This is a genomic window from Curtobacterium sp. MCLR17_032, from assembly GCF_003234795.2.
Classification (GTDB): domain Bacteria; phylum Actinomycetota; class Actinomycetes; order Actinomycetales; family Microbacteriaceae; genus Curtobacterium.
In genome coordinates this window covers 2,597,933-2,620,018 of the sequence record NZ_CP126268.1, presented here as the reverse complement: position 1 = coordinate 2,620,018, position 22,086 = coordinate 2,597,933, and the positions used below count along the sequence as shown (strand labels likewise).

26 protein-coding genes are annotated in these 22,086 nt (G+C 73.1%); 15 read left to right on the top strand and 11 right to left on the bottom strand.

Annotation, left to right across the window (positions count from 1 at the left end; all coding sequences use genetic code 11):
* Window positions 1-90 precede the first annotated feature (90 nt).
* The 3 genes from DEI97_RS12360 (at window position 91) to epsC (ending at window position 2,910) form a co-directional block, all read left to right on the top strand.
* Window positions 91-1,128: a dipeptidase gene (locus DEI97_RS12360; protein ID WP_111074695.1), complete on the top strand. Its 1,038-nt coding sequence runs from the start codon at window positions 91-93 to the stop codon at window positions 1,126-1,128.
* Between the two features lie 262 nt (window positions 1,129-1,390).
* Entirely contained in the window at window positions 1,391-2,329 is a 939-nt protein-coding gene (gene cysK, locus DEI97_RS12355; RefSeq protein WP_111074694.1) for a cysteine synthase A, read from the top strand.
* Window positions 2,326-2,910: a serine O-acetyltransferase EpsC gene (gene epsC / locus DEI97_RS12350; protein ID WP_301222889.1), complete on the top strand. Its 585-nt coding sequence runs from the start codon at window positions 2,326-2,328 to the stop codon at window positions 2,908-2,910. The genes cysK and epsC overlap by 4 nt, the downstream gene beginning before the upstream one ends.
* A 27-nt stretch (window positions 2,911-2,937) precedes the next feature.
* On the opposite strand, the gene DEI97_RS12345 is transcribed toward epsC, so the two are convergent.
* Complete coding sequence (locus DEI97_RS12345; RefSeq protein ID WP_220039193.1) at window positions 2,938-3,237, bottom strand: excalibur calcium-binding domain-containing protein; 300 nt, start codon at window positions 3,235-3,237, stop codon at window positions 2,938-2,940.
* 124 nt (window positions 3,238-3,361) lie between these two features.
* Between DEI97_RS12345 and DEI97_RS12340 the strand changes: the two genes are divergently transcribed.
* Window positions 3,362-3,745 (top strand): MmcQ/YjbR family DNA-binding protein, encoded by a 384-nt coding sequence (locus tag DEI97_RS12340; protein WP_111074692.1) that lies wholly within the window; start codon window positions 3,362-3,364, stop codon window positions 3,743-3,745.
* A gap of 43 nt (window positions 3,746-3,788) precedes the next feature.
* Here the strand turns inward: DEI97_RS12340 and DEI97_RS12335 are convergent, their stop codons facing one another.
* Window positions 3,789-4,424 carry an MOSC domain-containing protein gene (locus tag DEI97_RS12335; protein WP_111074691.1) on the bottom strand — a complete coding sequence of 212 codons (636 nt, stop codon included), beginning with the start codon at window positions 4,422-4,424 and terminating at the stop codon, window positions 3,789-3,791.
* A 153-nt stretch (window positions 4,425-4,577) separates the two neighbouring features.
* On the opposite strand from DEI97_RS12335, the gene DEI97_RS12330 reads away from it, so the two are divergent.
* From DEI97_RS12330 to DEI97_RS12320, 3 genes are read left to right on the top strand one after another with little or no spacing between them, the layout of a single operon-like run.
* The gene (locus DEI97_RS12330) at window positions 4,578-5,144 is read left to right on the top strand and encodes an RNA polymerase sigma factor (protein ID WP_111074690.1); all 567 of its coding nucleotides are present in this window, start codon (window positions 4,578-4,580) and stop codon (window positions 5,142-5,144) included.
* Window positions 5,141-5,815, top strand: coding sequence for an Asp23/Gls24 family envelope stress response protein (locus DEI97_RS12325; RefSeq protein ID WP_146248128.1), 675 nt, complete (start codon window positions 5,141-5,143; stop codon window positions 5,813-5,815). Before DEI97_RS12330 ends, DEI97_RS12325 begins: the two co-directional genes overlap by 4 nt.
* A complete protein-coding gene (locus DEI97_RS12320) occupies window positions 5,812-6,186 on the top strand; it encodes a hypothetical protein (RefSeq protein WP_111074688.1) in 375 nt (124 codons plus the stop codon). Before DEI97_RS12325 ends, DEI97_RS12320 begins: the two co-directional genes overlap by 4 nt.
* A 94-nt stretch (window positions 6,187-6,280) precedes the next feature.
* Here the strand turns inward: DEI97_RS12320 and DEI97_RS12315 are convergent, their stop codons facing one another.
* The 7 genes from DEI97_RS12315 to DEI97_RS12285 all read right to left on the bottom strand — a co-directional run bounded on the left by DEI97_RS12315 (window position 6,281) and on the right by DEI97_RS12285 (window position 12,036).
* Window positions 6,281-7,165, bottom strand: a complete 885-nt coding sequence (locus DEI97_RS12315) for an aggregation-promoting factor C-terminal-like domain-containing protein (protein ID WP_181439223.1) — start codon at window positions 7,163-7,165, stop codon at window positions 6,281-6,283.
* Between the two features lie 364 nt (window positions 7,166-7,529).
* Window positions 7,530-7,985, bottom strand: a complete 456-nt coding sequence (locus DEI97_RS12310) for a MarR family winged helix-turn-helix transcriptional regulator (protein WP_146248127.1) — start codon at window positions 7,983-7,985, stop codon at window positions 7,530-7,532.
* A 188-nt stretch (window positions 7,986-8,173) separates the two neighbouring features.
* The gene (locus DEI97_RS12305) at window positions 8,174-8,824 is read right to left on the bottom strand and encodes a GntR family transcriptional regulator (protein WP_111074686.1); all 651 of its coding nucleotides are present in this window, start codon (window positions 8,822-8,824) and stop codon (window positions 8,174-8,176) included.
* A gap of 80 nt (window positions 8,825-8,904) precedes the next feature.
* Window positions 8,905-9,387 carry a DUF1810 domain-containing protein gene (locus DEI97_RS12300; protein ID WP_111074685.1) on the bottom strand — a complete coding sequence of 161 codons (483 nt, stop codon included), beginning with the start codon at window positions 9,385-9,387 and terminating at the stop codon, window positions 8,905-8,907.
* Window positions 9,384-10,208, bottom strand: a complete 825-nt coding sequence (locus DEI97_RS12295) for a YqjF family protein (protein WP_111074684.1) — start codon at window positions 10,206-10,208, stop codon at window positions 9,384-9,386. The genes DEI97_RS12300 and DEI97_RS12295 overlap by 4 nt, the downstream gene beginning before the upstream one ends.
* On the bottom strand, window positions 10,205-10,606 hold the full coding sequence (locus tag DEI97_RS12290) for a DoxX family protein (RefSeq protein WP_111074683.1): 402 nt from the start codon (window positions 10,604-10,606) through the stop codon (window positions 10,205-10,207). Before DEI97_RS12290 ends, DEI97_RS12295 begins: the two co-directional genes overlap by 4 nt.
* Before the next feature lie 71 nt (window positions 10,607-10,677).
* Window positions 10,678-12,036 carry a bifunctional phosphopantothenoylcysteine decarboxylase/phosphopantothenate synthase gene (locus DEI97_RS12285; protein ID WP_111074682.1) on the bottom strand — a complete coding sequence of 453 codons (1,359 nt, stop codon included), beginning with the start codon at window positions 12,034-12,036 and terminating at the stop codon, window positions 10,678-10,680.
* 74 nt (window positions 12,037-12,110) lie between these two features.
* Here DEI97_RS12285 and DEI97_RS12280 point away from each other — a divergent pair, with 74 nt between their 5' ends.
* The 3 genes from DEI97_RS12280 (at window position 12,111) to DEI97_RS12270 (ending at window position 13,676) form a co-directional block, all read left to right on the top strand.
* A complete protein-coding gene (locus DEI97_RS12280; protein WP_111074681.1) occupies window positions 12,111-12,869 on the top strand; it encodes an NRDE family protein in 759 nt (252 codons plus the stop codon).
* Between the two features lie 70 nt (window positions 12,870-12,939).
* Entirely contained in the window at window positions 12,940-13,371 is a 432-nt protein-coding gene (locus tag DEI97_RS12275) for a chemotaxis protein CheY (protein WP_111074680.1), read from the top strand.
* Window positions 13,368-13,676, top strand: coding sequence for a transcriptional regulator (locus tag DEI97_RS12270; RefSeq protein ID WP_111074679.1), 309 nt, complete (start codon window positions 13,368-13,370; stop codon window positions 13,674-13,676). Before DEI97_RS12275 ends, DEI97_RS12270 begins: the two co-directional genes overlap by 4 nt.
* A 161-nt stretch (window positions 13,677-13,837) precedes the next feature.
* Here the strand turns inward: DEI97_RS12270 and DEI97_RS12265 are convergent, their stop codons facing one another.
* Window positions 13,838-14,755 (bottom strand): SDR family oxidoreductase, encoded by a 918-nt coding sequence (locus DEI97_RS12265; protein ID WP_111074678.1) that lies wholly within the window; start codon window positions 14,753-14,755, stop codon window positions 13,838-13,840.
* A 101-nt stretch (window positions 14,756-14,856) separates the two neighbouring features.
* Here DEI97_RS12265 and DEI97_RS12260 point away from each other — a divergent pair, with 101 nt between their 5' ends.
* From DEI97_RS12260 to DEI97_RS12250, 3 genes are all read left to right on the top strand, one after another.
* Window positions 14,857-15,966 (top strand): LLM class flavin-dependent oxidoreductase, encoded by a 1,110-nt coding sequence (locus tag DEI97_RS12260; RefSeq protein WP_111074677.1) that lies wholly within the window; start codon window positions 14,857-14,859, stop codon window positions 15,964-15,966.
* A 291-nt stretch (window positions 15,967-16,257) separates the two neighbouring features.
* Window positions 16,258-16,884 (top strand): hypothetical protein, encoded by a 627-nt coding sequence (locus DEI97_RS12255; protein WP_111074676.1) that lies wholly within the window; start codon window positions 16,258-16,260, stop codon window positions 16,882-16,884.
* Between the two features lie 508 nt (window positions 16,885-17,392).
* Entirely contained in the window at window positions 17,393-17,884 is a 492-nt protein-coding gene (locus DEI97_RS12250; protein WP_181439222.1) for a pyridoxamine 5'-phosphate oxidase family protein, read from the top strand.
* Window positions 17,885-17,973: 89 nt separating this feature from the next.
* On the opposite strand, the gene DEI97_RS12245 is transcribed toward DEI97_RS12250, so the two are convergent.
* A complete protein-coding gene (locus DEI97_RS12245) occupies window positions 17,974-19,215 on the bottom strand; it encodes a putative hexosyltransferase (RefSeq protein WP_111074674.1) in 1,242 nt (413 codons plus the stop codon).
* Between the two features lie 187 nt (window positions 19,216-19,402).
* Here DEI97_RS12245 and DEI97_RS12240 point away from each other — a divergent pair, with 187 nt between their 5' ends.
* Window positions 19,403-20,851, top strand: a complete 1,449-nt coding sequence (locus DEI97_RS12240; RefSeq protein WP_111074673.1) for an MFS transporter — start codon at window positions 19,403-19,405, stop codon at window positions 20,849-20,851.
* Window positions 20,852-21,062: 211 nt separating this feature from the next.
* Complete coding sequence (locus DEI97_RS12235) at window positions 21,063-21,770, top strand: endonuclease/exonuclease/phosphatase family protein (protein ID WP_258376697.1); 708 nt, start codon at window positions 21,063-21,065, stop codon at window positions 21,768-21,770.
* Window positions 21,771-22,086: the final 316 nt, after the last annotated feature.

The window sequence follows — 22,086 nt, the reverse complement described above, 5'->3', positions numbered from 1 at the left end:
CCGCCCGGCAGCATCTGACCGCCCGCCAGCCTGCCCCGCACGGCCCCGCACGGCCCCGCTCGGCACGGCCCCGCCCGGTACGGTCGGGGCATGGACCTCGACGCGCTCGCCTTCCCCGTCATCGACGGCCACAACGACCTGCCGTGGGAGCGTCGCGAGACGCACTCGTCCGGCGTCGAGGGCGTCGACTCCGAGACCGACTCCCTGCACACCGACCTGCCGAAGCTCCGTGCCGGCGGGGTCGTCGGGCAGTTCTGGTCTGTGTTCGTGCCGGTCGACGAGCCCGACCCGGTGCGGACGACACTGCAGCAGATCGACCTCGTCCATCGTCTGGTCGAGCGCTACCCGGACGACCTGGCGCTCGCGCGGACGGCGGACGAGGTGCGGGCTGCGATCGCCTCCGGTCGGATCGCCTCGCTGCTCGGCGCCGAGGGCGGCCACTCGATCGGCGACGACCTCGCCGTCCTCCGCGACTTCGCGCGCCTGGGCGTCCGGTACATGACGCTGACGCACAACGACGACACCCCCTGGGCGGACTCGGCCACCGGTGCCCGTGCCCACGGCGGACTGACCGACCGCGGACGCCAGGTCGTCGCCGAGATGGAACGCATCGGGATGCTCGTCGACCTGTCGCACACGGCGCCCGCCACGATGCGGGACACCCTCGACGTCGCCACCCGGCCGGTCGTGTTCAGCCACTCGTCGACCGTCGCGATCGACGACCACCCGCGGAACGTCCCGGACGACGTGCTCGCGCGCCTCACCGACAACGGCGGCGTGGTGATGATCACCTTCGTGCCGAAGTTCGTCTCGCGTGCCTGGGCCGACTGGGAAGAGGCAGGCGCGACCGGGGAACCGCCCCTCGTCACGGTGTCCGACGTCGCGGACCACGTCGAGCACGCCCGCGACCTCGCGGGTGCGGCGCACCTCGGTCTCGGTGGGGACTACGACGGCACACCCGTGCTGCCGCCGGACCTGCGCGACGTCTCGCGGTACCCGGTCCTCGCCGAGGAACTCCGGCGCCGCGGCTGGGGCGACGCCGACCTGCGCGCGCTGGCGGGCGGCAACGTGCTCCGCGTGCTCGAGGCGACCGACGACCGGTTCGCCCGCACCGCGCTCGTCCGCTGACGCACACAAGCACCCACGCACGCACGCACGCACGTACGCACCCACCCACCCACGTACGCACGCACCCACGCACGCACGCACGCAAGCACGCAAGCACGCACGCACCCACGCACGCACAGACCCCGACCCCCGAACTGGTGCCTCGTCGTCCCGGACCACACACGTCACACCAGGGAGGCACCCCGGGTCGGCTCGCTAGGATCGGGCCGCACACCGAGTCTCCTGGGATGGAGGCCGTGGGACCGACGTGAGGACGCAACGGATGACCGGCACCATCTACGACAACATCTCCCAGGCCTTCGGCAACACCCCGCTCGTGCGGCTGAACCGACTGCCCCAGGAGGGCGGGGCTGAGATCCTCGCCAAGCTCGAGTTCTACAACCCGGGCGCCAGCGTCAAGGACCGCCTCGGCGTCGCGATCATCGACGCGGCCGAGGAGTCCGGTGAACTGAAGCCCGGCGGCACCATCGTCGAGGGGTCGTCCGGCAACACCGGCATCGCGCTCGCCATGGTCGGCGCAGCCCGCGGCTACCGGGTCGTCGTCACGATGCCCGAGACGATGAGCGTCGAGCGCCGTGCCGTCATCCGCGCGTACGGGGCCGAGATCGTCCTGACCCCGGGCTCCGAGGGCATGAAGGGCGCCGTCGCCCGTGCCGGCCAGATCGTGGACGAGACGCCGGGCGCGATCCTGGCGCACCAGTTCGAGACCGCCGCGAACGCTGCGATCCACCGGAAGACGACCGCGCAGGAGATCCTCCGCGACACCGAGGAGCACGTCGACGTGTTCGTCGCCGGTGTCGGCACCGGCGGCACCATCACGGGCGTCGGGCAGGTCCTCAAGGAGCGGGTGCCCGGCGTACAGATCATCGCGGTCGAGCCGGCCGACTCGCCGCTGCTGACCAAGGGCACGGCGGGGCCGCACAAGATCCAGGGCATGGGCGCGAACTTCATCCCCGAGGTCCTCGACCGATCCGTCATCGACGAGGTCATCGACGTCGAGCTCGACGACGCCCTGCGGGTCGCGCGGGCGCTGGCGACCGAGGAGGGCATCCTGTCCGGCATCTCCTCCGGTGCGATCATCCACGCGGCGCTGCAGGTCGCGGCCCGTCCGGAGAACGCCGGCAAGCGCATCGTCGCGATCGTCTGCGACACCGGCGAGCGCTACCTGTCGACCGTGCTCTACGAGGGGCTCACTGCGTGAGGAAGGCTCCACGTCGCGGCGTGCTGCGGACCGTCCGGGAGGACCTCGCCGCCGCACGCCGCGGAGACCCCGCTGCGCGCGGGGACCTCGAGAACGCGGTCGTCTACTCGGGGCTGCACGCGATCTGGGTGTACCGGGTGACCCACCGGCTCTGGATCGCCGAGGGTCTGCCCGGTTCGCGGACCGTGGCGCGGATCCTGGCGCAGGTCGCCCGGACCCTGACCGGCATCGAGATCCACCCCGGCGCCCGCATCGGCCGCCGGTTCTTCATCGACCACGGCATCGGTGTCGTGATCGGTGAGACCGCGGTCGTCGGCGACGACGTCCTCGTGTTCCACGGCGTGACGCTGGGGGGTCGGGGCGGAGGCCCGGGGCCGGGTTCCAAGCGTCACCCGACGGTGGGTGACCGGGTCGTCCTGGGCGCCGGCTCGGCGCTGATCGGCGGCATCACGGTCGGCGACGACGCCGTCATCGGCGCGGGGACCGTCGTCACGAAGGACGTGCCGGCGAACTCGGTCGTGACCGGGGTCGCCGGCACCGCACGGCCGCGCTCCGGGCGCGAGGGCGTCCCGGAACTCTGAGGCGGAGCGTGCTGCCGCGGCCTCCGGTCAGCTCTTCTCGCAGGCGATCCCGTCGGCGTCGCGGTCCATCTTCTTGTTCGCGTTGTAGAGCGCGTCGTCCTTCTTGACGGTGCCCTTCAGCGCGCGGTACGTGGTCTTCCCGGCGGAGGTCACCTTGTTCTTCGTGACGGACTTCTTCGCGATGCCGCCCGAGTACACCTTGTTGACGGCGGTGCAGTTGGCGTAGGTCTTCGGCGCTGCGGAGGCGCTGGTCGCGGTGCCGGCGACGCCGCCGATGGTCAGTGCGAGCGTGACGGCGGCGATGCCGATGGTGCGAGCGGTCTTCACGGGTTCCTCCTGGAGGGTGGTCGCCGACGTCGGGTACGCGGCAGGACGAGGGTACTGCCAATCCGTGAGAGAACTTCACCCCCACAACGAGGCAGGGACGGGCGGCATCGGGCATCCTGGTGGCATGGACGGGACCACCCTGCAGCTGGTCGTCGCGCGCACCGCGATGGCGCTGCCGGCCGTCACCGAGACGCAGCCGTTCGGCGAGGGCACCGACGTCTACAAGGTCGTCGGCAAGATGTTCGCGATGACCACGGAACTGCGCGGGGTGCCGATCGTGAACCTCAAGTGCGCCCCACCGCACGGCGCCGCGCTGGTGCGGGACCACCCCGAGGTCACCCCGGGCTGGCACATGAACAAGCGGCACTGGATCACGATCGCACCGGGCGAGGGGATCGACGAGCAGATGGTGGAGGACCTCGTCGCGAACGCCTGGGACCTCGTGGTCGCCGGCCTGCCCCGAGCGCGGCGGCCGTTCGACCCGGGCCGTGGCGCCGGCCCGGCCTGATGATCGGCCCGGCCTGACGACGGGCCCGGGCGACCACCTGTGGTCAGACGGCTGCGCGCCGGAGGGCGAGCTGGGCCTCCCGGACGACCTTCGGCGCGAGCCGGTCGCCCATCGCGAGCACGGCGGTCGCCTGCTCAGTGGTGAGCCCGGCGAACATCTGCCCGATCGTCACCCCGTGCTCGGGCCGCTCGAGCACCGTCACGGCGTCGCCCGCGGCGACGGATCCGGACTTGCGGACCCGGAGGTAGGCGCCGGGGCGGCCCTCCTCGGCGAACCGCTTGACCCACTTGTCGACCTTCATCCGACGCGAGAACGTGCCACACGGGATGCGCGGGATGGTGACCTCGAGCTCCAGGGTGTCGCCGACGCGCAGACGCTCCCCGATGACCAGGCCGGTCACGTCGACCCCGGTCGTCCGGAGGTTCTCGCCGAACAGTCCCGGCGGGATCGGCCGGTCCAGCTGCTCGGCGAAGAACGCGGCGTCCTCGTCGGCGTACACGTAGACGGCCTGGTCCTCGCCGCCGTGGTGCTTCCGGTCCGCCTGGACGTCGGCGTGCAGTCCGAGGGGCCGGACCCGGACCGGGCCGTCGACCGGACGCTTGTCGATGGCGGTGATGCCGATCGTGCCGGAGTCCCGGAGCAGCTGTTCGACGCGGCAGACGGCGGTGACGAGGGGCATGGGTCCACCCTGCCGTACCGCGGACCCGGCGCGCACCTGGCAGTCGGCTGGATGATCGCGGCACCGTGTGACGATCCTGGCCCGGAGGACGTCCCATCCGTGTCCGCGCTCGACACGCGGGCAGTTCGACCCCGTCACCAGTAGAAGGAAACCGTGCAACCGCAGCAACACCGGACGGAACTCGTCGACCTCGACGACGAGGTGCTCGCCGCCCGTGCCACCGACGGCGACGTCCGTGCGTTCGAGGTGCTCATCCGCCGGCACACGCCGCTGCTCCGTGCCTACGCCCGACGGACGCTCGGATCGACCGACGAACTCGACGACGTGGTGCAGGAGACGTTCATCACCGCGTGGGACCGCCTCGACGTGCTCGAGGACCGACGTCGGGTGAAGGCCTGGTTGATGCGCATCCTCAGCCGCAAGTGCCTGGACCGCATCCGGGCACGGCGCGACCACGACGACGTCACCGAACTCGAGATAGCGGCACCGTCCGACGGCGCACCCGAGCGCGTCGCCGAGGCACGGTCCCGCGAGGACGCCGTCGACCGGGCACTCGCCGAGCTGCCGCCGGACCAACGGCGCTGCTGGGTGATGAAGGAAGTGCTGGAGTACCGGTACGAGGACATCGCCGAGGAGCTCGGACTGCCGACGTCGACCGTCCGCGGACTGCTGTCCCGTGCCAGGAAGAACATGATCAGACTCATGGAGGGATGGCGATGACCGCCGCACCCGGACCGCACGAGCCCGACCTCGCGGCCCTCGAACCCGAGGACCTCGACGGGCACACGATCGACGAGCTCTCCGACTACCTCGACGCCGGCATGGTGCCCGCGGATCCCACGATCGACGACTCCCCGGCGTGCCAGAACGCCCTCGCCGCGATCGTGCGGCTGCGGAGCGCGTCGCTCGGGTCCCTGGACGAGGCCGCGAAGGCCGAAGCCCCGGCCGACGAGTCCTGGATCGGCGGGGTCCTGGCGAACATCTCGCTCGAGGTCCGCGCAGGCCGGGACATCCCGCTGCGCGCCGCGGCACCGACCGAGCACCCGGTGATGACCGAGGGTGCCGTCCGGTCGCTGGTGCGTCGTGCGGGTGACGAGGTGCCCGGTGTCGTGGTGTCCCGCTGCGTCCTCGACGGCGACGTCACCGAGCTGGCGTCACCGGTCCGGGTGAGCGTCGAGATCGCCGTCGTCGCCGGACACCGGATCGTGCCGACGGCCGACTCCGTCCGTCGGGCGGTCGAGGAGATGCTGGCGGCCCAGACGGACCTGACGGTGGAGGCCGTGGACGTGCTCGTGCGGGACCTCATCGCCCCCACGACCGCGGACCGTGTCGCGACCGCGGACGGCACTGCGAGCACCGGCACGGACGCCGACGAGGAGGCAGCACGATGACCGACGACATCCCGGGCACCGAGCCCGTCCAGCCGGAGCCGGAGCCGGACCTCCCCTGGACCGACGAGGCCCTGCTCGCCGTCGAGGCGGTCGTCCTCGACGTGCCGGGCGTCACCGACCTCTACCGCGGACGGACCTCGGTGGGCAACGCCGTCGGCAGTGCGGTCGCCGCGGTCCGTCGGATCGGGTCGTCGGAGGCCGCGCCTCGCATCGCCGTCGACGGCACGACGCTCCGGATCGTCATCGGCACGGACGGCGCCGCACCGGCACCGACGGTCGCGCACGCGGTGCACGACGCGGTCCTGGCCGCGGCGCGGGCAACGGGTCGGCAGCCGACGCGCATCGACGTCCGCGTCGCACGCATCGGCTGAGCGGAGCCGGCCACCGGACCGCTCCGCAGCGCCAGACCGCTCAGTACCGCCGGACCGCTCAGTACCAGTTGACCGCTCAGTACCAGTTGACCGCTCAGTACCAGTTGACCGCCTGCGAGTGCGACCACGCGCTGCACGGCGTGCCGTACGAGCCCTTGATGTACTGCAGACCCCAGGCGACCTGCGTGGCGGCGTTGGTCTGCCAGTCCGCGGCAATCGACGCCATCTTCGAGCCGGGGAGCGCCTGCGGGATGCCGGTCGCGCCACCGTTCGGGTTGACGGCCCGGTAGTTCCAGCCGGACTCCTTGGTCCACAGGCTGTCGAGGCACTGGAACTGGTCGGAGCCCCAGCCGTACTGTGACGACGCCAGTGCCGCGGCTGCGGTCTTGGCGCCGGCGGGGGTGTTCGCCCGCGCCTGGGCCTCGGCTGCCGCCTGCTCGGCCGCGGCCTTCTCGGCGGCGGCCTTCGCGGCCGCTGCGGCGTCCGCGGCTCGCTTCGCAGCGGCCTCGCGGGCGGCGGCGGCCTGGGCGTCGGCGTGGTCCTGGTCGGCGCTCGCCTGCGCGACGTCCTGCACGGTGTCGACCGTCGACGCGATCCGCTCGGTCAGCGCGGCGCCGGAGAGCGAGGAGTAGTCGGACAGCGACGCGATCCGCTGCTCGAGCCGCCCGGTGTCGGTCTTGTCGTTCGCGTCACGGACGACGGTGCGGGCCGTCGAGATCGTGGCGGCCGCCTGGGCCCGGTCGAGGTCCGTGCCGGACAGGCGGGGCGTCGCGCTGGCGGTGGGGACGCCGAGCGCCTCGCCGAGTGCGGGCTGCGTCATGGTGAGGGCACCGCCGGCGATCGCGACGACCGCGGCGCTGCCGGCGATCATGACGCCGTGCTTGCGGAGGGCCCGGCGCATCCGGCGGGAGGGGGTGTCGAGGGCTGCGCGGCGGGTGCCGGGAGCCGGGGTGCTGGTGCGGGGAGTGGTTCTCGTCATCGTTTCCGGGTGTCAGCCGGCTCGTGGTGCGGGTCCGTCGGGGCGTCGACGCACGGCGTGCACACGGGTGGTGCGCACGCCGGTCACCGGTGTCCGTGGGCCGTCGGGGGAACGGCCGGGACACCGGGATGGACAGCAGGGTGGGGGACCTGCAGTCGTCGCGTCGTCGCGTGGACCCGCGAGCCGGGGGAGGACCGGACGGTGATGTGGGGCCCGTCCGTTCCGCCGCGGTGCGGTGACGGTGTCGTCACTCGCGGGGGCGAAGCGGCAACGATGACCCGTGATGCTGGGCGCCACGTCAGCGACCGCTGCCAGAACGGTCGGTCCACCGGCCGGTAACGGTTCGGTAACGAGCCGGCGACGATCAGTGCGTCGGTGCAGCCGGGGTCGTCGGACTCTGGGCGACCCGCTCGAGGGCGTCGAGTGCCCGGGCGATCGAGTCGACGTCATCGGGGGACAGCTCGGCGATGAGCTCGGCGACGATGCCGGTGCGCTGCGACCGTGCGGTGTCGACGGCGTCCATGCCCGCCTGGGTCGCACTCACCATGAAGGCCCGGCCGTCCCGCGGGTCGGGGTCACGGGCGATGAACCCGCGCTGCTCGAGCTCGATGAGGATGCGCGTCATCGTGGGCTTCGTGACGACCTCGATCCGCGACAGGTCGCCGGGGCGTAGGGGTCCGTGCTGCACGATGGACGCCAGCGCCGAGACGATCCCGTAGCCGAGCGAGGCGGAGTCGGTGCGCGCCCGTCGGTTGATCCGGCCGACGGCCGCGGCGAGGCGGGCGGCGACCTCGGTGCGGTCCGGGTCGAGGTCGGTCATGGTCGCTCCGCGGGTGGGGATCGGGTGGGTGTGCACGATCGTAGCGGTCACGGAATGCACGTCGAACGGGGGACACGGCGGACCCCGCCTCGGCGGGCGTCCTGTCCCCGGAACGCGGACCGCCCGCGGCGCACGAGCGTCGCGGGCGGCTTCCTGTACGGATGTTCAGGAGATTTCGGAACCAGCGGTCAGCGCTTCTCCCCGGGGAGCATGTGGATGGCTTCCGTCGCGAGCTCGGCGGTGATGTTGTCGCCGTCCGCCGTGGCTGCCCGGAGCCGTCGGAAGTCCTCGGTCATCTGGTCCCAGTCGAGCAGCTCGTCCAGGTTCGGCAAGCGCAGTCGGAAGGCCAGGCCGTCCATGGTGTCCTGGCACACCCGCTGCAGGTTCTCGTTGCCGCACTCGTCGACGTACAGGGCGAACACCCCGAGGGCGTCACGGTTCACCGCCGGGACGTCGTGCGCCTCGAGCTCGGTGATGGTCTTGTCGAGTGCGCTGAGGATCCGCTTGCGCGATGCCGAGCCGAGTCGGGGGACCGCCAGGCGGACGACCCCGCCGAACAGCACGCCGAGGGTCTGCATCGCCTCGATCACCTCGCCCGGGTCCGGGGTGGTGACCCGCGTGTACCGGTTCGGCGCCATCTCGATCAGTCCGGCGCGAGCGAGCTGGCTCAGCGCCTCGCGGATCGGCGTGCGGGAGACCCCGAGCCAGGCGATGAGCTCGTCGTCGTTGAGGCGCTCCCCGGGCTCGAGGGTGCCGTCCATGATCGCCTCGTGGATCTTCTGACGGACGGTGTCACGGAGCAGCTTGTGCTCGGTCGGGGCGCTGCTGGGGACCGGCATGGGGACCTTCCGGGGTTCGGGACGGGTGCTCGCTCACCGTACCTGATGTGGTACCGGACGGTCGCCTCCGTGACGCGTGCTCAGATCCCGAGCAGGCGTAGCGTCTGCGGGTCCTCGTCGCCGTCGAACCAGCGGTCGAGCACGGCCGTGAACGGTGTCGGTTCGTCGGCCGCCCGGGCGAAGAGCGTCATCGAGGACCGTGCCTTGACCGCGTCGATCCCGCCGAACAGCGCCTCGGCCGAGTCGGCCGGCGCGTCGAGCACGGTCGCCACGACCTCGAGCAGCCGCGGTCCGAGCACGGGGTGGGCAAGGTACGCCCGGGCCTCGTCCAGACCGGACACCGCGTACCGCCGCGCCGTCGCACTCCGCCCGAGCCCGGCGACCTGTGGCAGCACGAACCACATCCAGTGCGAGCGCTTCTGCCCGCCGGCGAGCTCGGTCAGTGCCTGTTCGTGGACGCCGGCCTGCGCGACGACGAAGCGGCCGAGGTCGAACGGGTCGCCTCCGGCCGGGTCAGGTCTGGACGGGTCTGGTCCGGACCTGCGATCTTCCGCCTCGCTCACCGGACCACGTCCCCCCACGCGTACCGGACCGTGGTCCCGTCGGCCACGAGCAGCGAGTCCGGCTGCCGGTCGAGCAACCCGGGCAGGCCCACGGCGGCGGGCAGGTCGCCCTCCAGGCGCTCCAGGGTGGCCGAGCGGACGGTCAGTGGCGCGTGCTGCCGCTGCCAGAACAGCGTCTGGGCGAGCAGCCGAGCGTGGATCCCGGCGCGGGTCGTGAGCTCCGCCGCCAGCGGGGACCGGTCGACCTCGCCGGCAACGACACGGACCGAGGCGGCGTGGCGGGGGCCGGACGTGCCTCCCGTCCGGCGCGCCTGCCGGACCGCCCGGATCGGGTGCCGGACCCGGTCCGGGTGGCGGACCGACCGGTGGCCGACGGTCTCGCCACGGCGGCGGGACCGCGCCCACGCGAACGTGTACGGCACGCCGAGCAGGGCGTGTGCGGCGACGATCGCGGGCACGTTCGGGGTGTCGACGGTCAGGTACGCGATGCCGCGCCGGCCGACGTCGTCGACGGTGAGGACCTCGACCGTGACCTCGGTCATCGACCCCAAACGGGTCGACGGCGGGAACGGCGGTACCTGTGTCTCCCGGAAGACGTACGAGACCAGGCCGACCCAGGCGCTGCCGTCGACGACGTCCGGCCGGGTCCCACGCGGGACCAGGCGGGCCAGCGCCCCGGGCTCGTACCGCCAGTGCGCGAAGACGACGTCGTCCCACGCGTGGACCGTCACCGGCCGGTGTCGGAGGGCGACCGCAGCGCGGGTGCGCGGGTCGTCGTCGCCGGAGCCGAGTCCGGCTGGCGGTCGCCCGTCGTCGGTCATCGCCGTGGAGCGTGGCGGGCGACGCGCAGCGACCACGCGACCAGCGGTGCCTGCAGCGGCAACCGGAGGACCGCGACCAGGCGTGCCGCCCGGGAGGCCCGTGTGCCGTCGAGCACGTCGCTCGCCATCTTCACGTTGGCCGGGAACACCGCCAGGAACAGGGCGACCGCCGCCCAGCCGGCGCGTCGCCGGGTGGCGGGGACGAGGAGGCCGACGGCGATGCCGAGTTCGGCGAGCCCCGAGACGAGGGTCGTCGTCCGGGGCGGCAGGGTGTCCGGGACGATCCTGTCGTAGTGCTCGGGCCGGAGGAAGTGGGTCACCCCGGCACCACCGAGGAGGACTGCGAGGACACCGGCGGTCCTCCTGGCACGTCGTGCGCGTTGGGTGCGGCGTCGCATCGCCCCATCGTGCCCGACCGGACCCGGTCGACGCCCAGGTGCGGCCCAGGTGCGACCTGGTCCGAGGGTGTTCAGGCCAGCGCGGTCGCGACCAGGTCGAGCACCGCCGCAGCGACCTCGGCCTTCGTGCCCGAGGTCTCGCGGACGACCGTGCCGCCGGGGACGAGCACCTCGATGGCGTTCTCCTCGCGCTCGAAGCCGTGCGACCAGCCGACGTGGTTCACCACGAGCAGGTCGGCCGGCTTCCGGGCGATCTTGGCGCGTCCGAGTTCCAGGCGTGCCTCGCGGTCGGGTTCGGTCTCCGCCGCGAACCCCACGATGACCTGACCGACCCGGCGTGCGGCGACGAGTTCGGCCAGGACATCGGGGTTCTTCACCAGCTCGAGCGTCATCCGGTCGCCCTGCTGCTCCTTCTTGAGCTTCGACTCGAGCACCTCGGCGGGGCGGTAGTCGGCGACCGCTGCGGTCATCACCAGGACGTCCGCGTCCGGCGCTGCCGCGTGCATGGCGGTCGCCAGCTCCTGCGCGGACCCGACCCGGACGACGCGGACCGTCAGCCCCTCGGTGAGGCCGGGGTCGGTGTTCGCCGCCACGAGGGTGACGTCGGCACCACGGCGGGCGGCCTCGGCGGCGAGCGCCACACCCTGGCGACCGCTCGACCGGTTGCCGACGAAGCGGACCGGGTCGAGGGGCTCGCGGGTGCCGCCGGCGCTGACGACGACGCGGACGCCGGCCAGGTCTCCCTGCTCGCCGCGGGCGGCGGAGTGCGGGGTGGCGGAGAGCGGGGTGGCCGAGTGCGGGGTGACCGCCGGGCTGGGGGGATCGGCGGGACCGCCGGCCCCGTCCGTCCCCGTGGTGCCGACGCGCTCGGACGCGTCGAGCACGGCGAGCGCTGCGACGACGATGTCCTCCGGCTCGGACATCCGGCCGATGCCGGCGTCGTCCCCGGTCAGGGCGCCGACGACCGGTCCGACGACGTGCACGCCGCGTTCGCGCAGGGTGGCGAGGTTTGCCCGGGTGGCGGGGTGCTCCCACATCTGCGGGTGCATGGCGGGCGCGACGACGACGGGCGCCTCGGTGGCCAGCAGCGTGGTGCCGAGCAGGTCGCCCGCGAGGCCGGCGGCCATCTTCGCCAGGCTGTCCGCGGTGGCGGGGGCGATCACGACGAGGTCGGCGCGGCGGCCGAGCGCGACGTGCCGGACCTCGGCGACGTCGTCCCAGACGCTGGTGGAGACGGGGTTGCGGCTGAGGGCCTCCAGGGTGGGCAGCCCGACGAACCGCAGCGCTCCCTCGGTGGGGACGACGTGCACGTCGTGGCCGCGCTTGACGAGGTCGCGGACGACGCCGACGGCCTTGTAGGCGGCGATCCCGCCGGTGATGCCGACGACGACGGTACGGGGGCGGGCGGGCTGCGGGGCTGCGTCGTTCACAGCGCTCACGCTACCCGGGCGGCTCCGCGGGCCGCCGGGTCGGTTCCCGGAGCGCGGGTGGCAGGATCGGCCCCATGTGCACCGTCGTCGTCCGTGTCGATCCCGGCGCGGCGTGGCCCGTGACCGTTCTGGCGCTCCGGGACGAGTCCCCGGACCGGCCGTGGGACCCGCCGGCCGCCTGGTGGCCGGAGCGCGACCCGGGTGTCGTCGGCGTGCGTGACCAGCAGGCGGGAGGCGCGTGGCTGGCTGCCTCGGACCGCGCCGGCCTGGCCGTGGTGCTGAACCGGTGGGAGCCGACCCCCGGTGTCGACGGCACGTGGAGCACCCGGGGGACCCTGCCGTTGGACGCGGTCGTGGACGACGTCGCGCCCGGTGCGGACGGTGCGCTGCCGACGAGTCGGGCGTTCAACCTGGTCCGCGCCACCGCCGAGGGCGCCGAGGTCGTCACCTGGGACGGCGCCGAGGTCCGGACGACGGCGCTCGGCCCGGGCGTGCACATGGTCACGCACGGCGAGCCGGACGACCCGGCCGCGCCCCGGATCGGTCGGTGGCTGGAGGCCTTCCGGGCGGTGCCCGCTCCGACCGGGCCGCCGGCGGCCGAGCCCGCTGACGAACTCCGCACCGCGCCGGAGGACGGGTGGGCGCCCTGGTTCCAGGTGCTCGCCGGGTCCACCGCGCTGGCGCCGGACGACCGGGACGCGATCCTCCGCGACACCGTCGAGCCGGAGGGGCACTTCGCGACGCTGTCGATCGTGGCCGCGGCGGTCGGACCCGGGCGGACGGTGCTCCGGCACACGCGGTTGGCGGAGCCGGGGGAGCTGCAGCCCCACTGACCGGTTCTGGAAAGTACTTGCCAAAGTGGAAAGTAGGGGTCATGCTGGAGGCAGCCGGAGGAGGCACACCATGACCGACCACACGCAGCTCAGCCCGACCGACGCCCGTCGACTGCTCGACGAGGCCGACCGCGTCAGCCGCCGGGCCCACGACGCGACCCGCTGGCCCTACGTCACGTTCCTGCTGGGGCTCGGCACGACCACCGCGTTCGGCACCCTGGCGATGGCCCTGACCGAGGGATCGGCCTTCGGCGTCGCCTACGTCGGCACGATGATCGCCGTGTTCGCGCTGATCATCTTCTTCTGCATCACGATCCAGGGCCGGCGGGCGTTCTCGTGGAGCCGTCGCTGGTCGCTCTACATGGGCGCCTGGGTGGTCACCTACCTCGGGGCGATCGCGGTCGTCGGGTGGGCGCACGGCAACGTCGTCGCGGCGGCCGTCACCTCGGGGCTCGTGCTGCTCGTCACGACCGGGTGCGCCGCCGTCGAGGCCCGTCGGTGACCGCGGAGCAGGTGCACCCGCGACACCGCCTGGTCGACGTCCTGCAGCACCCGGTGCGGTTCTCGATCGTCGCCGCGCTCGACAAGGCCGAGAAGCTCGGGTTCGCCGAGGTGCGGGACGCGGTCGAGGTCAGCGATTCCGTGCTCAGCAAGCAGGTGTCGGCGCTCGAGGCCGCGGGCATCGTCGACGTACAGAAGGGCTTCGTCGGCAAGGTGCCGCGGACGACCCTGGTGCTCAGCCGCTCGGGGCGTGCCGCCTGGCGCTCGCACCTCGCGGCGCTCCGCCAGATCGCCGGGACGGACTGACTGCCGGCACGGACTGATCGCCGGGACGGACTGAACGCTGATCGCCGGGACGGACTGAACGCCGAGGGTGACCGACTGGCGGGCCGGGGGAGCGGGACGGGGGTGTGGCGGGCCTCCCGGCCGGAGCGGCGCCTGCCGACCGGTCGGGAGGCCCGCTCGTGTCAGTCCGGCAGGCGCGTGCCGGTGAGGTCCTCGGCTACGGCCCACAGGGAGCGTGCGAGGTCGACGCCTCGCGCCGAGCGGGGGACCGAGGCGAGGGTCGTCGGCCCGGTCAGGCCGAACGCGCCGGCCGGCCCGTAGTAGGCGCCCGAGGCGGCGTTCCGGCCCACGGCCGCGTAGAGCAGCGGCTCGGTGCCCTGTTCGACGTCCTGCGTGAACGGCAGCGCCCGGTCGTTCGACTGCACCGGGCGGTCGCGGCCCAGGGACCGACCCGCCGACTGCAGGTTCGTGCGGGTGTAGCCGGGGTGGGCGATGGTCGAGGACAGGTCCCACTCGCGGGTGACCGCGACCTGGTGCAGGTGCAGGCCGAGCAGCAGGTCGGCGAGCTTCGACTGGGCGTACGCCAGCCACGGCTGGTACCCGGTCTGCCACTGCAGGTCGCCGAAGTGGATCTTGCCGGGCACTGCGGCGATGCTCGACATCGTCGCGACCCGGGGGGTCTCGGCACGGAGCAGGGACGGCAGCAGCAGGTTCGTCAGCGCGAACGGGCCGAGGTAGTTCGTCCCGAACTGCAGCTCGAAGCCGTCCGTGGTCTCGAAGCGCTCGCGGGGGGCCATCACGCCGGCGTTGTTGACGAGCACGTCGAGGGGGCGGTCGTCGGCGATGATCCCGTCCGCGAAGCGGTGCACGCTGGACAGGTCGGCGAGGTCGAGCTCGCGCACCTCGAGGTCGGCGTCGGGGTGCTCCTGGCGGATCTCGGCGGCTGCGGCCTCGCCCTTCGACACCGTGCGGACGGCGATGACGACGCTCGCGCCGGCCCCGGCGAGCCGGCGTGCGGTCTCCTTGCCGGTGCCGCTGTTGGACCCGGTGACGACGATGCGTCGGCCGGTCTGGTCGGGGAGGTTCGAGGGCTGCACCATGCGTCGGACCGTACACAGCGGGGCTGGGGGTGCGGGCTCGCCCGGATCGTGCTAGTTTTCATGCGTTCGCATTGATCGACTGCGAGATCCGGGAGGGTCACATGAGCAACGCCTTCGGTACCGATCGACCCTCGGACGTCCCGCCCCCCGCACCGGACCGCGTCGGCCCCGTGCAGCTCGGCCTCGACACGTTCGGCGACGTCACCGAGTCCGCCGACGGGGGCGTGCAGACCCACGCCGCCACCCTCCGCGACCTGATCGACGAAGCCGTCCTGGCCGATCAGGTCGGCATCGACTTCATCGGCGTCGGCGAGCACCACCGCGCCGACTACTCCGTCAGCGCCCCCGAGGTCGTCCTCGCCGCGATCGCCGCCCGCACGTCGCGCATCCGGTTGGGTTCCGCCGTCACCGTGCTGTCCTCGGACGACCCGGTCCGCGTCTACGAGCGCTTCGCCACGGTCGACGCGATCTCGAACGGCCGCGCCGAGGTCATCCTCGGCCGCGGGTCCTTCACCGAGTCCTTCCCGCTGTTCGGCTTCGACCTGCACGACTACGAGGTGCTGTTCGAGGAGAAGCTGCAGCTCTGGAGCGCCCTCCGCGGCGGCGACACCGTCACCTGGCAGGGCACCAAGCGCGCCTCACTCGTCGAGCAGGACGTCTTCCCGAAGCTCGAGCACGGCCCGATCCCGACCTGGATCGGCGTCGGCGGCTCCCCGCAGTCCGTGATCCGTGCGGCGTCGTACGGCATGCCGCTGTTCCTCGCGATCATCGGTGGGCAGCCCGCGCAGTTCGCCCCGTTCGCCCGGCTCTACCGCCAGGCGCTCGACCAGCTCGAGCTCCCGCAGCAGCCGATCGCCATGCACTCGCCGGGCTTCATCGCCGAGACCGACGAGGAAGCGGCCGAGCGCTACTGGCCGTACCACAAGGCCGTCACCGACCAGCTGGGCCGGGAGCGCGGCTGGCCGCCCCTGGACCAGGCCGGCTACCGCGCCGGGCTCTCCGCGGGCGGCTCGCTGTACGTCGGGTCGCCGGAGACCGTCGCCCGGAAGGTCGCGCGCAACATGCGGATCCTCGGCGTCTCGCGGTTCGACATGCGGTACGCGACCGGGCACCTGCCGCACGCGGACATGATGCGGTCGATCGAGCTCTACGGCACGCGCGTCGCGCCGCGGGTGCGCGAGCTGCTGGCCGAGCCGGTCCCGGTTCCCTGAGTCGCGCCTCCCGTCCGGTCTGAGTCGCGCCTGCTGGCCGGCGCCTCCTGACTCGCGGGGGCCGGCCGCGGCCGGGCGGCGCGTGCGCGGTGCGTGGTGCGCGGTGGACCCGCACAGCGACAACCGGCCCGAACCGTCGAATCCCATGGTTCGGGCCGGTTTCCGTTGTGCGCACGCCGGCGCGTGAGGCGCCGCGGCCGGAAGGCGCCACGGCCGGGAGGCGCCACGGCCGGGAGGCCCGGGGCACGCCCGCCCGGCTGCTCCCGGGGCGACGCGGGTAGCGTCGGGCGCATGTCGCCGAGCAGCAACGAGACCACCGAACGACGGTTCCGCGGGCGGATCCTCGGCGCCGGGAGCACCTCCGGCGTCCGGTTCGTCGTCGGCATGTGGGAGTCCTCGCCGTTCGGTGCGTTCACCGACGTCTTCGTGGAGCTGCCCGACGGCTCGAGCGTCCTGCTCGCACCGGACGAGATCGTCGCCGCCTACGTCTCCGGCACCTACCGCTTCGACGCCGTGTCCGTGGTCGACATCGAGGCCCGCCGCACCGCCCGCGGCCTGGAGCTCGACGCCGGACCACTCGTCGCCTCGGTCGACGTCGGCGGGATCTCGCCGCTCGGCCGGGTCCTGCGCATCGTCCCCAAGCGCATCGCGCGCGACCCCCGCTGGCTCACCGTGATCGACCCGGTCGCGAAGCTCGTCGCCCCGGGTGCCGGGACCGCGGGCACCGCGGGCAACGGCCGCCGCGAGTACTACGGCGTCACCGGCGCGCACGACGTCGTGGGCGTCCGTGGCACCTGGGCAGGGGAGCCGCTCGGCGAACTCGCACCGCTCGACCCGCCGGTGCGGTTCGGCTTCGCCTCGCTGCCGCGGATCCCGCAGGTCGTCGACGTCGAGACCACGATCCGCGAGCGCGCCTGACGCGTCGGCGGGCGCCCGCTCGCGCCGAGCCTCGCCCTGGCGTACAGCTTGCGCCGTCCGGATGCCGCAGAGTGTCCGCCCAGCCGAGCCTCGGTGCGCGGTGCGCAACGCGTGGCGGCCGCCGCTCGCGCTGGCGGCGCCGCGGCCGCCGCTGCGCCGAGCCTCGCCCTGGCGGACAGCTTGCGCCGTCCGGATGCCGCAGAGTGTCCGCCCAGCCGAGCCTCGGCGGCCGGCGCGCGGTGCGCGATGCCGCCCGGCCGGCGGCCGCCGCCGCTGGCCGAGCCTCGCCCTGGCGGACAGGTTGCGCCGTCCGGGTGCCGCAGAGTGTCCGTCCAGCCGAGGCTCGGCGCGCGGCGGCCCGCGGCGCACGACCGCGTACCGGACGGGAGGCCCGGCGCCGGTACCGCGCGCGCATCCAGTGAGCGGGGGCACACTGGTCGGAACGGTTCGCGCCCGGTGCCCGGCTGACGTGTCAGTCGCGACAGGGTGCACGACGCAAAGGAGCATCATGACCGACACCCAGACCGACCACCGTGCTGCCATCTCCGACATCGTCCACGGTGCCCGCACGGCCCTCCTCACGACGGTGAGCGAGGACGGCCAGCTGCACGCCCGGCCCCTCGCCGTGCAGGACAAGTCCTTCCACGGCAGCCTGCGGTTCCTCGTGCAGGACGGCAGCGAGAAGGTCGAGGACATCGCCCGGAACCCGCACGTCAACGTCGCGATCGAGTCCCAGGGCGGCTACCTGTCCATCGCCGGCACTGCCACGGTCAGCGAGGACCGCGCCGTCATCGACGAGCTGTGGTCGCCCTTCGCCGAGGCGTGGTTCCCCGACGGCCGCGACGACCCGTCGATCCGCCTGCTGACCGTCGAGGGCGTCTCGGTCGAGTACTGGACGCAGGACACCGGGCCGGTCGGATCGCTCGTGCAGACACTCAAGGCCGCGCTCGGGCACCAGTCGCAGCCGGACCTCGGCAGCCACGGCACGCTCGAGGTCTAGTCGGGCGCCGACACCCGGGCCGACCAGCCCGGGCGTCGGCGCCCCCGCCAACAGGAGGCGAGACGCCGGGTCAGCCGAGCATCAGGTCGTCACGGCGGTCCGAGCAGCCAGAGGACCGCGACGAACACCGGCTGCAACACCAGCGCCCCGGTGACCAGGGTCCACCGCATCGCGGGCTTCGCGACGATCCCCGGCGAGCCCATCAGCGGCGCCAACGGCATGAGCAGACGCGGGGTCGACGCCATCGGCAGCGACACCGCGAACACGTAGAGCGCGTACCCGGCGGCGAACACGATCGTCGTCGTCCCGAGCTTCCGGGTCGACCGGCGTGCCAACCACATCGGGTAGAGCACGAGCAGCACCACGACCATGAGCACGCCGCCGACGCCGAGCCACTTGGCGGTGGTCAGGAACCACGGCGACAGCGGGACGAAGTGCACCCGGCCGATGAAGTTCACCCACCAGGACATCTCGGTCGCCAGGTAGGCGTCGGGTCGACCGGTCGCCCAGCCCGCGATCACCGGCCACGCGGCTCCGGCGGCGGCCATCACGAGTCCGGCGGCGACGACCTTGACGCGCTCCAGGACCGGGAACTCGTCGAGGGTCCGGACACCCGAACGGCGGGCACCGACGTAGCGCACGAGGGCGATGACGCCCAGGGTCAGCGGGATCGCGAGCGCACCCGGACGCGTGAACGCGGCGACGACCCCGAGCACGGTGAGCAGCCCGTACCGCCGACGTTCCATCGCGAGCAGCGCGCCGAACGTCAGCGCCAGGAACGCGGTCTCGGCGTACCCGACCTGCAGCAGGAACGACAGCGGACCGCACGTGAAGAAGAAGACCGCCCAGAGCGCTGCCGTGTTGCCGGCGTGCTCCTGGACGAGTCGGTGCAGCAGGAACGTCGCGATGAGCCCGGCGATGACGGCGACGGCCGGCCCGCCGATCGTGAACGGCAGACCTGTAGAGACCGTCAGCAGACGGATCGTGAAGGGGAACGCCGGCAGGAACGCCCACGCGTTCTGAGCGACGTGTCCGGTGGCGTCGAGCGGCAGCACCGAGGGGTAACCATGCAACGAGATCGCCTCGTAGTACTGGCCGTCCCACGACGTCAGGAACGCCGTGAACCCCTGGTCGTTGCCCCACAGTGCGTTGGCGGGCTGGACGCGCGCCATCAGCGGGTAGGCGACCATCAGCCACATCGTGGACACGAGGCGCCCGACGGCCCACAGGAGCAGGACAGCGGCCCACGCCGGCATGCTGACGACCGTGTCGACCACGCGGCGACGGCCCGCGGCGACCGAGCCCGTCAGGACACTGTCCAGGCGGCTCACGCGCGCGGTCCGCGGAGGTCGGGTACGACAGACTGCACGGCCCCACGGTAGTCGGCGATCCCTGGAGAAGGGGGACGTGCCATGTCGTGGCGTCCCGGGGAGGTGATCCGAGCCTCCCGGCTGTCCGGTCCACGTCGGCGACGCGACTGCGTCGGCCAGGACGTGAGCCGGGCTAGCATCCAAGGCGATGACGACGACGACACGACGGACGAGCAGCACGGCGGTCGCCGTGCTCGTGGCCGGCACCTACTTCATGGAGCTCCTGGACGGCACGATCCTGGCCACCGCGGCGCCCGCGATGGGCCGGGACCTGGGGGTCGACTCCGCGGCCGTCGGTGTCGCGATCACCGCGTACCTCGTCACGCTCGCCGTGTTCATCCCGGTCAGCGGCTGGATCACCGACCGGGTGGGGTCCCGCACCGTCTTCGTCGGCGCGATCGCGCTGTTCACGATCGCGTCCGCGCTGTGCGCCGCGTCCTCCGGTCTCGTGGAGCTGACGCTGTGGCGGATCCTGCAGGGCCTCGGCGGGGCGCTGATGGTGCCGGTCGGGAGGCTCGTGGTCCTCCGCAGCGCCGGTCGCGACCAGCTCGTCACGGCCATCGCGATCCTCACCTGGCCGGCGCTCGCCGCCCCCGTCATCGCCCCGTTCCTCGGCGGCGCCCTGGTCGACACGCTGTCGTGGCACTGGATCTTCCTCGTCAACATCCCCCTCGGGGTGGTCGCCCTCGTCGCGGCGCTCCTGCTCGTGCCGCAGGAGCGGGCTCCGGAGCGGGTGCCGTTCGACTGGCTCGGGTCGCTGCTGGCGTGCCTCGGGCTCGGTGCCCTCGTGGTGATGGCGTCGCTGCTCGCACTCGACACCGTGCCGGTCGTGCCGGCCGTGCTGGCGGGCGTCGTCGGGGCGCTCTGCACCTGGCTCGCGATCCGGCACTTCCTCCGGGCCAGGCACCCGATCATGGGGCTCGGGGCGTTCCGGCTCGAGACGTTCCGCGTGTCCCACGCCGGCGGCAGCCTGTTCCGCCTGGCCGTCTCCGCGGTGCCGTTCGTGCTGCCGCTGCTGTTCCAGGACGCCTGGGGGCGGACCGCGCTCGAGGCCGGGTCCGCCGTGCTCTGGGTCTTCGTCGGCAACCTCGGCATCAAGCCCGCGACGACGCCGTTCCTCCGCTGGTGGGGGTACCGCCCGGTGATCGTGGTGTCCTCGGCCGTCGCCGCGCTGTCCGTCGTGGCGATGGTGTTCCTCACGCCGTCGACCCCGTTCTGGCTGCTCGTCGGGCTCCTCGTCGTCAGCGGAGCCGCACGGTCGGTCGGGTTCACCGCGTACAACACCATCGCGTTCGCCGACGTCGAGCAGCCCGACATGACCGCGGCGAACACGCTGTCCTCGACGCTGCAGCAGACCGCGGCCGGGTTCGGCGTCGCCGTCGCGGCCGTCGTGCTGCGGGCCGCCGCCGGGGTCGGCGGGCAGGGGCTCGCGGGCTCCGGTCCCTACGCCGTGGCGTTCGTCGTCATCGCGGTGCTGCTCGTCGTCGCCTGCGTCGAAGGGCTCCTGATGAGCCGGACCGCGGGGGAGACGGTCCGTCCGGCGCGACGTGCGCCGGCCGCGGCGGCACCGGCGTCGAGCGGCGCGTCGCCGCGCTGATCGGAGGCCGCGGCTCGTCACCGATCGTGCACCCGCAGGTCACGTGTCCGGGATGCGCAGCGCGCTACAGTCTCAGCAACCTGCTGCCATCCCCGAGTACCGTGACCGCGGCAGGAGAGCGGGCCGTTCAGGGCCCAGGACGGAAGGCAGCATGGCGGCGCCACACGAGCAGGGATCGACCGAACCGACCACCGCAGTCGGGCAGAGGTCCTTGCGTGTCGTGAGCTACAACCTCCGCGAGCACACCGCGAACAGCGAGCTCGCCGCCCTGGCCGAGGCTTCGCAGGCCGACGTGCTCTGCGTGCAGGAGTGCGACAGCACCGACCTCGCCACCTCCGTCGGTGGCCTGACCCTCGCCGCGTCGACCCAGGCGAACCGACTCGGCCTCGCCATCTACAAGCGTGACGACCGTTTCGACGTGCAGGACTTCGGCATCCACTCGCTGCAGAAGTCCCTGCACGACCGGGTCCTGTCTCCCGCGCACGAGCGGCTCATCGCCATGCACCTCTACGACAAGGAAGCCGAGGCCGAGGTCATCGTCGCCTCGTTCCACGCTTCGCCCCTCACCGCCACCAACTCCCTGCGCCGCAAGCAGATCGAGGCCGCGCACGACTTCGTCCGTGACCTGTCGAGCGAGGCCCCGGCGATCATGGTCGGCGACTTCAACTACCCGTGGTTCCAGACGAACCTGCGCCGGAAGATCGAGGAGTCCGGGTTCGCGCTGTCCCTCTCGGACCAGCCGACGTACCTGCGCTACCGCAAGTTCACCGGGCACTTCGACTTCGCCACGAGCGTCGGGCTGCACATCGCCGGTGTCGAGACCCTGCCCGCGGGCATCTCCGACCACCGTCCGATCCTGGTGCGTGCGAGCTACGAGGCGCCCGCCGAGGCTGCCGGAACGGCGTCCGCGGTCGCCTGACGGCCGCCTGCCGGCCGGGAGGCGCGCGCCGGGCCCGCCCCGCGCCTCCCGTCCGGCGGCGTCTGCGTCGGCGTCTGGCGTCTGGTATCTGGCCGAGGTCGCAGGACGTGCCGTCGGCGTTCCGCCGAGGTCGCTCGTTCTGCTGCCCGGCGGCCGGTCCGGCGGCAGTTCGTGCGACCTCGGGGGAGTCGGAGGTGGGATGGCGGACGGGAGGCGCGTGGCGGGCTGGCCGCGTGCCTCCCGTCCGGTCGACGTCTGGCCGAGGTCGCAGGGCGTGCCGTCGGCGTTCCGCCGAGGTCGCGCGAACTGCCGCCCG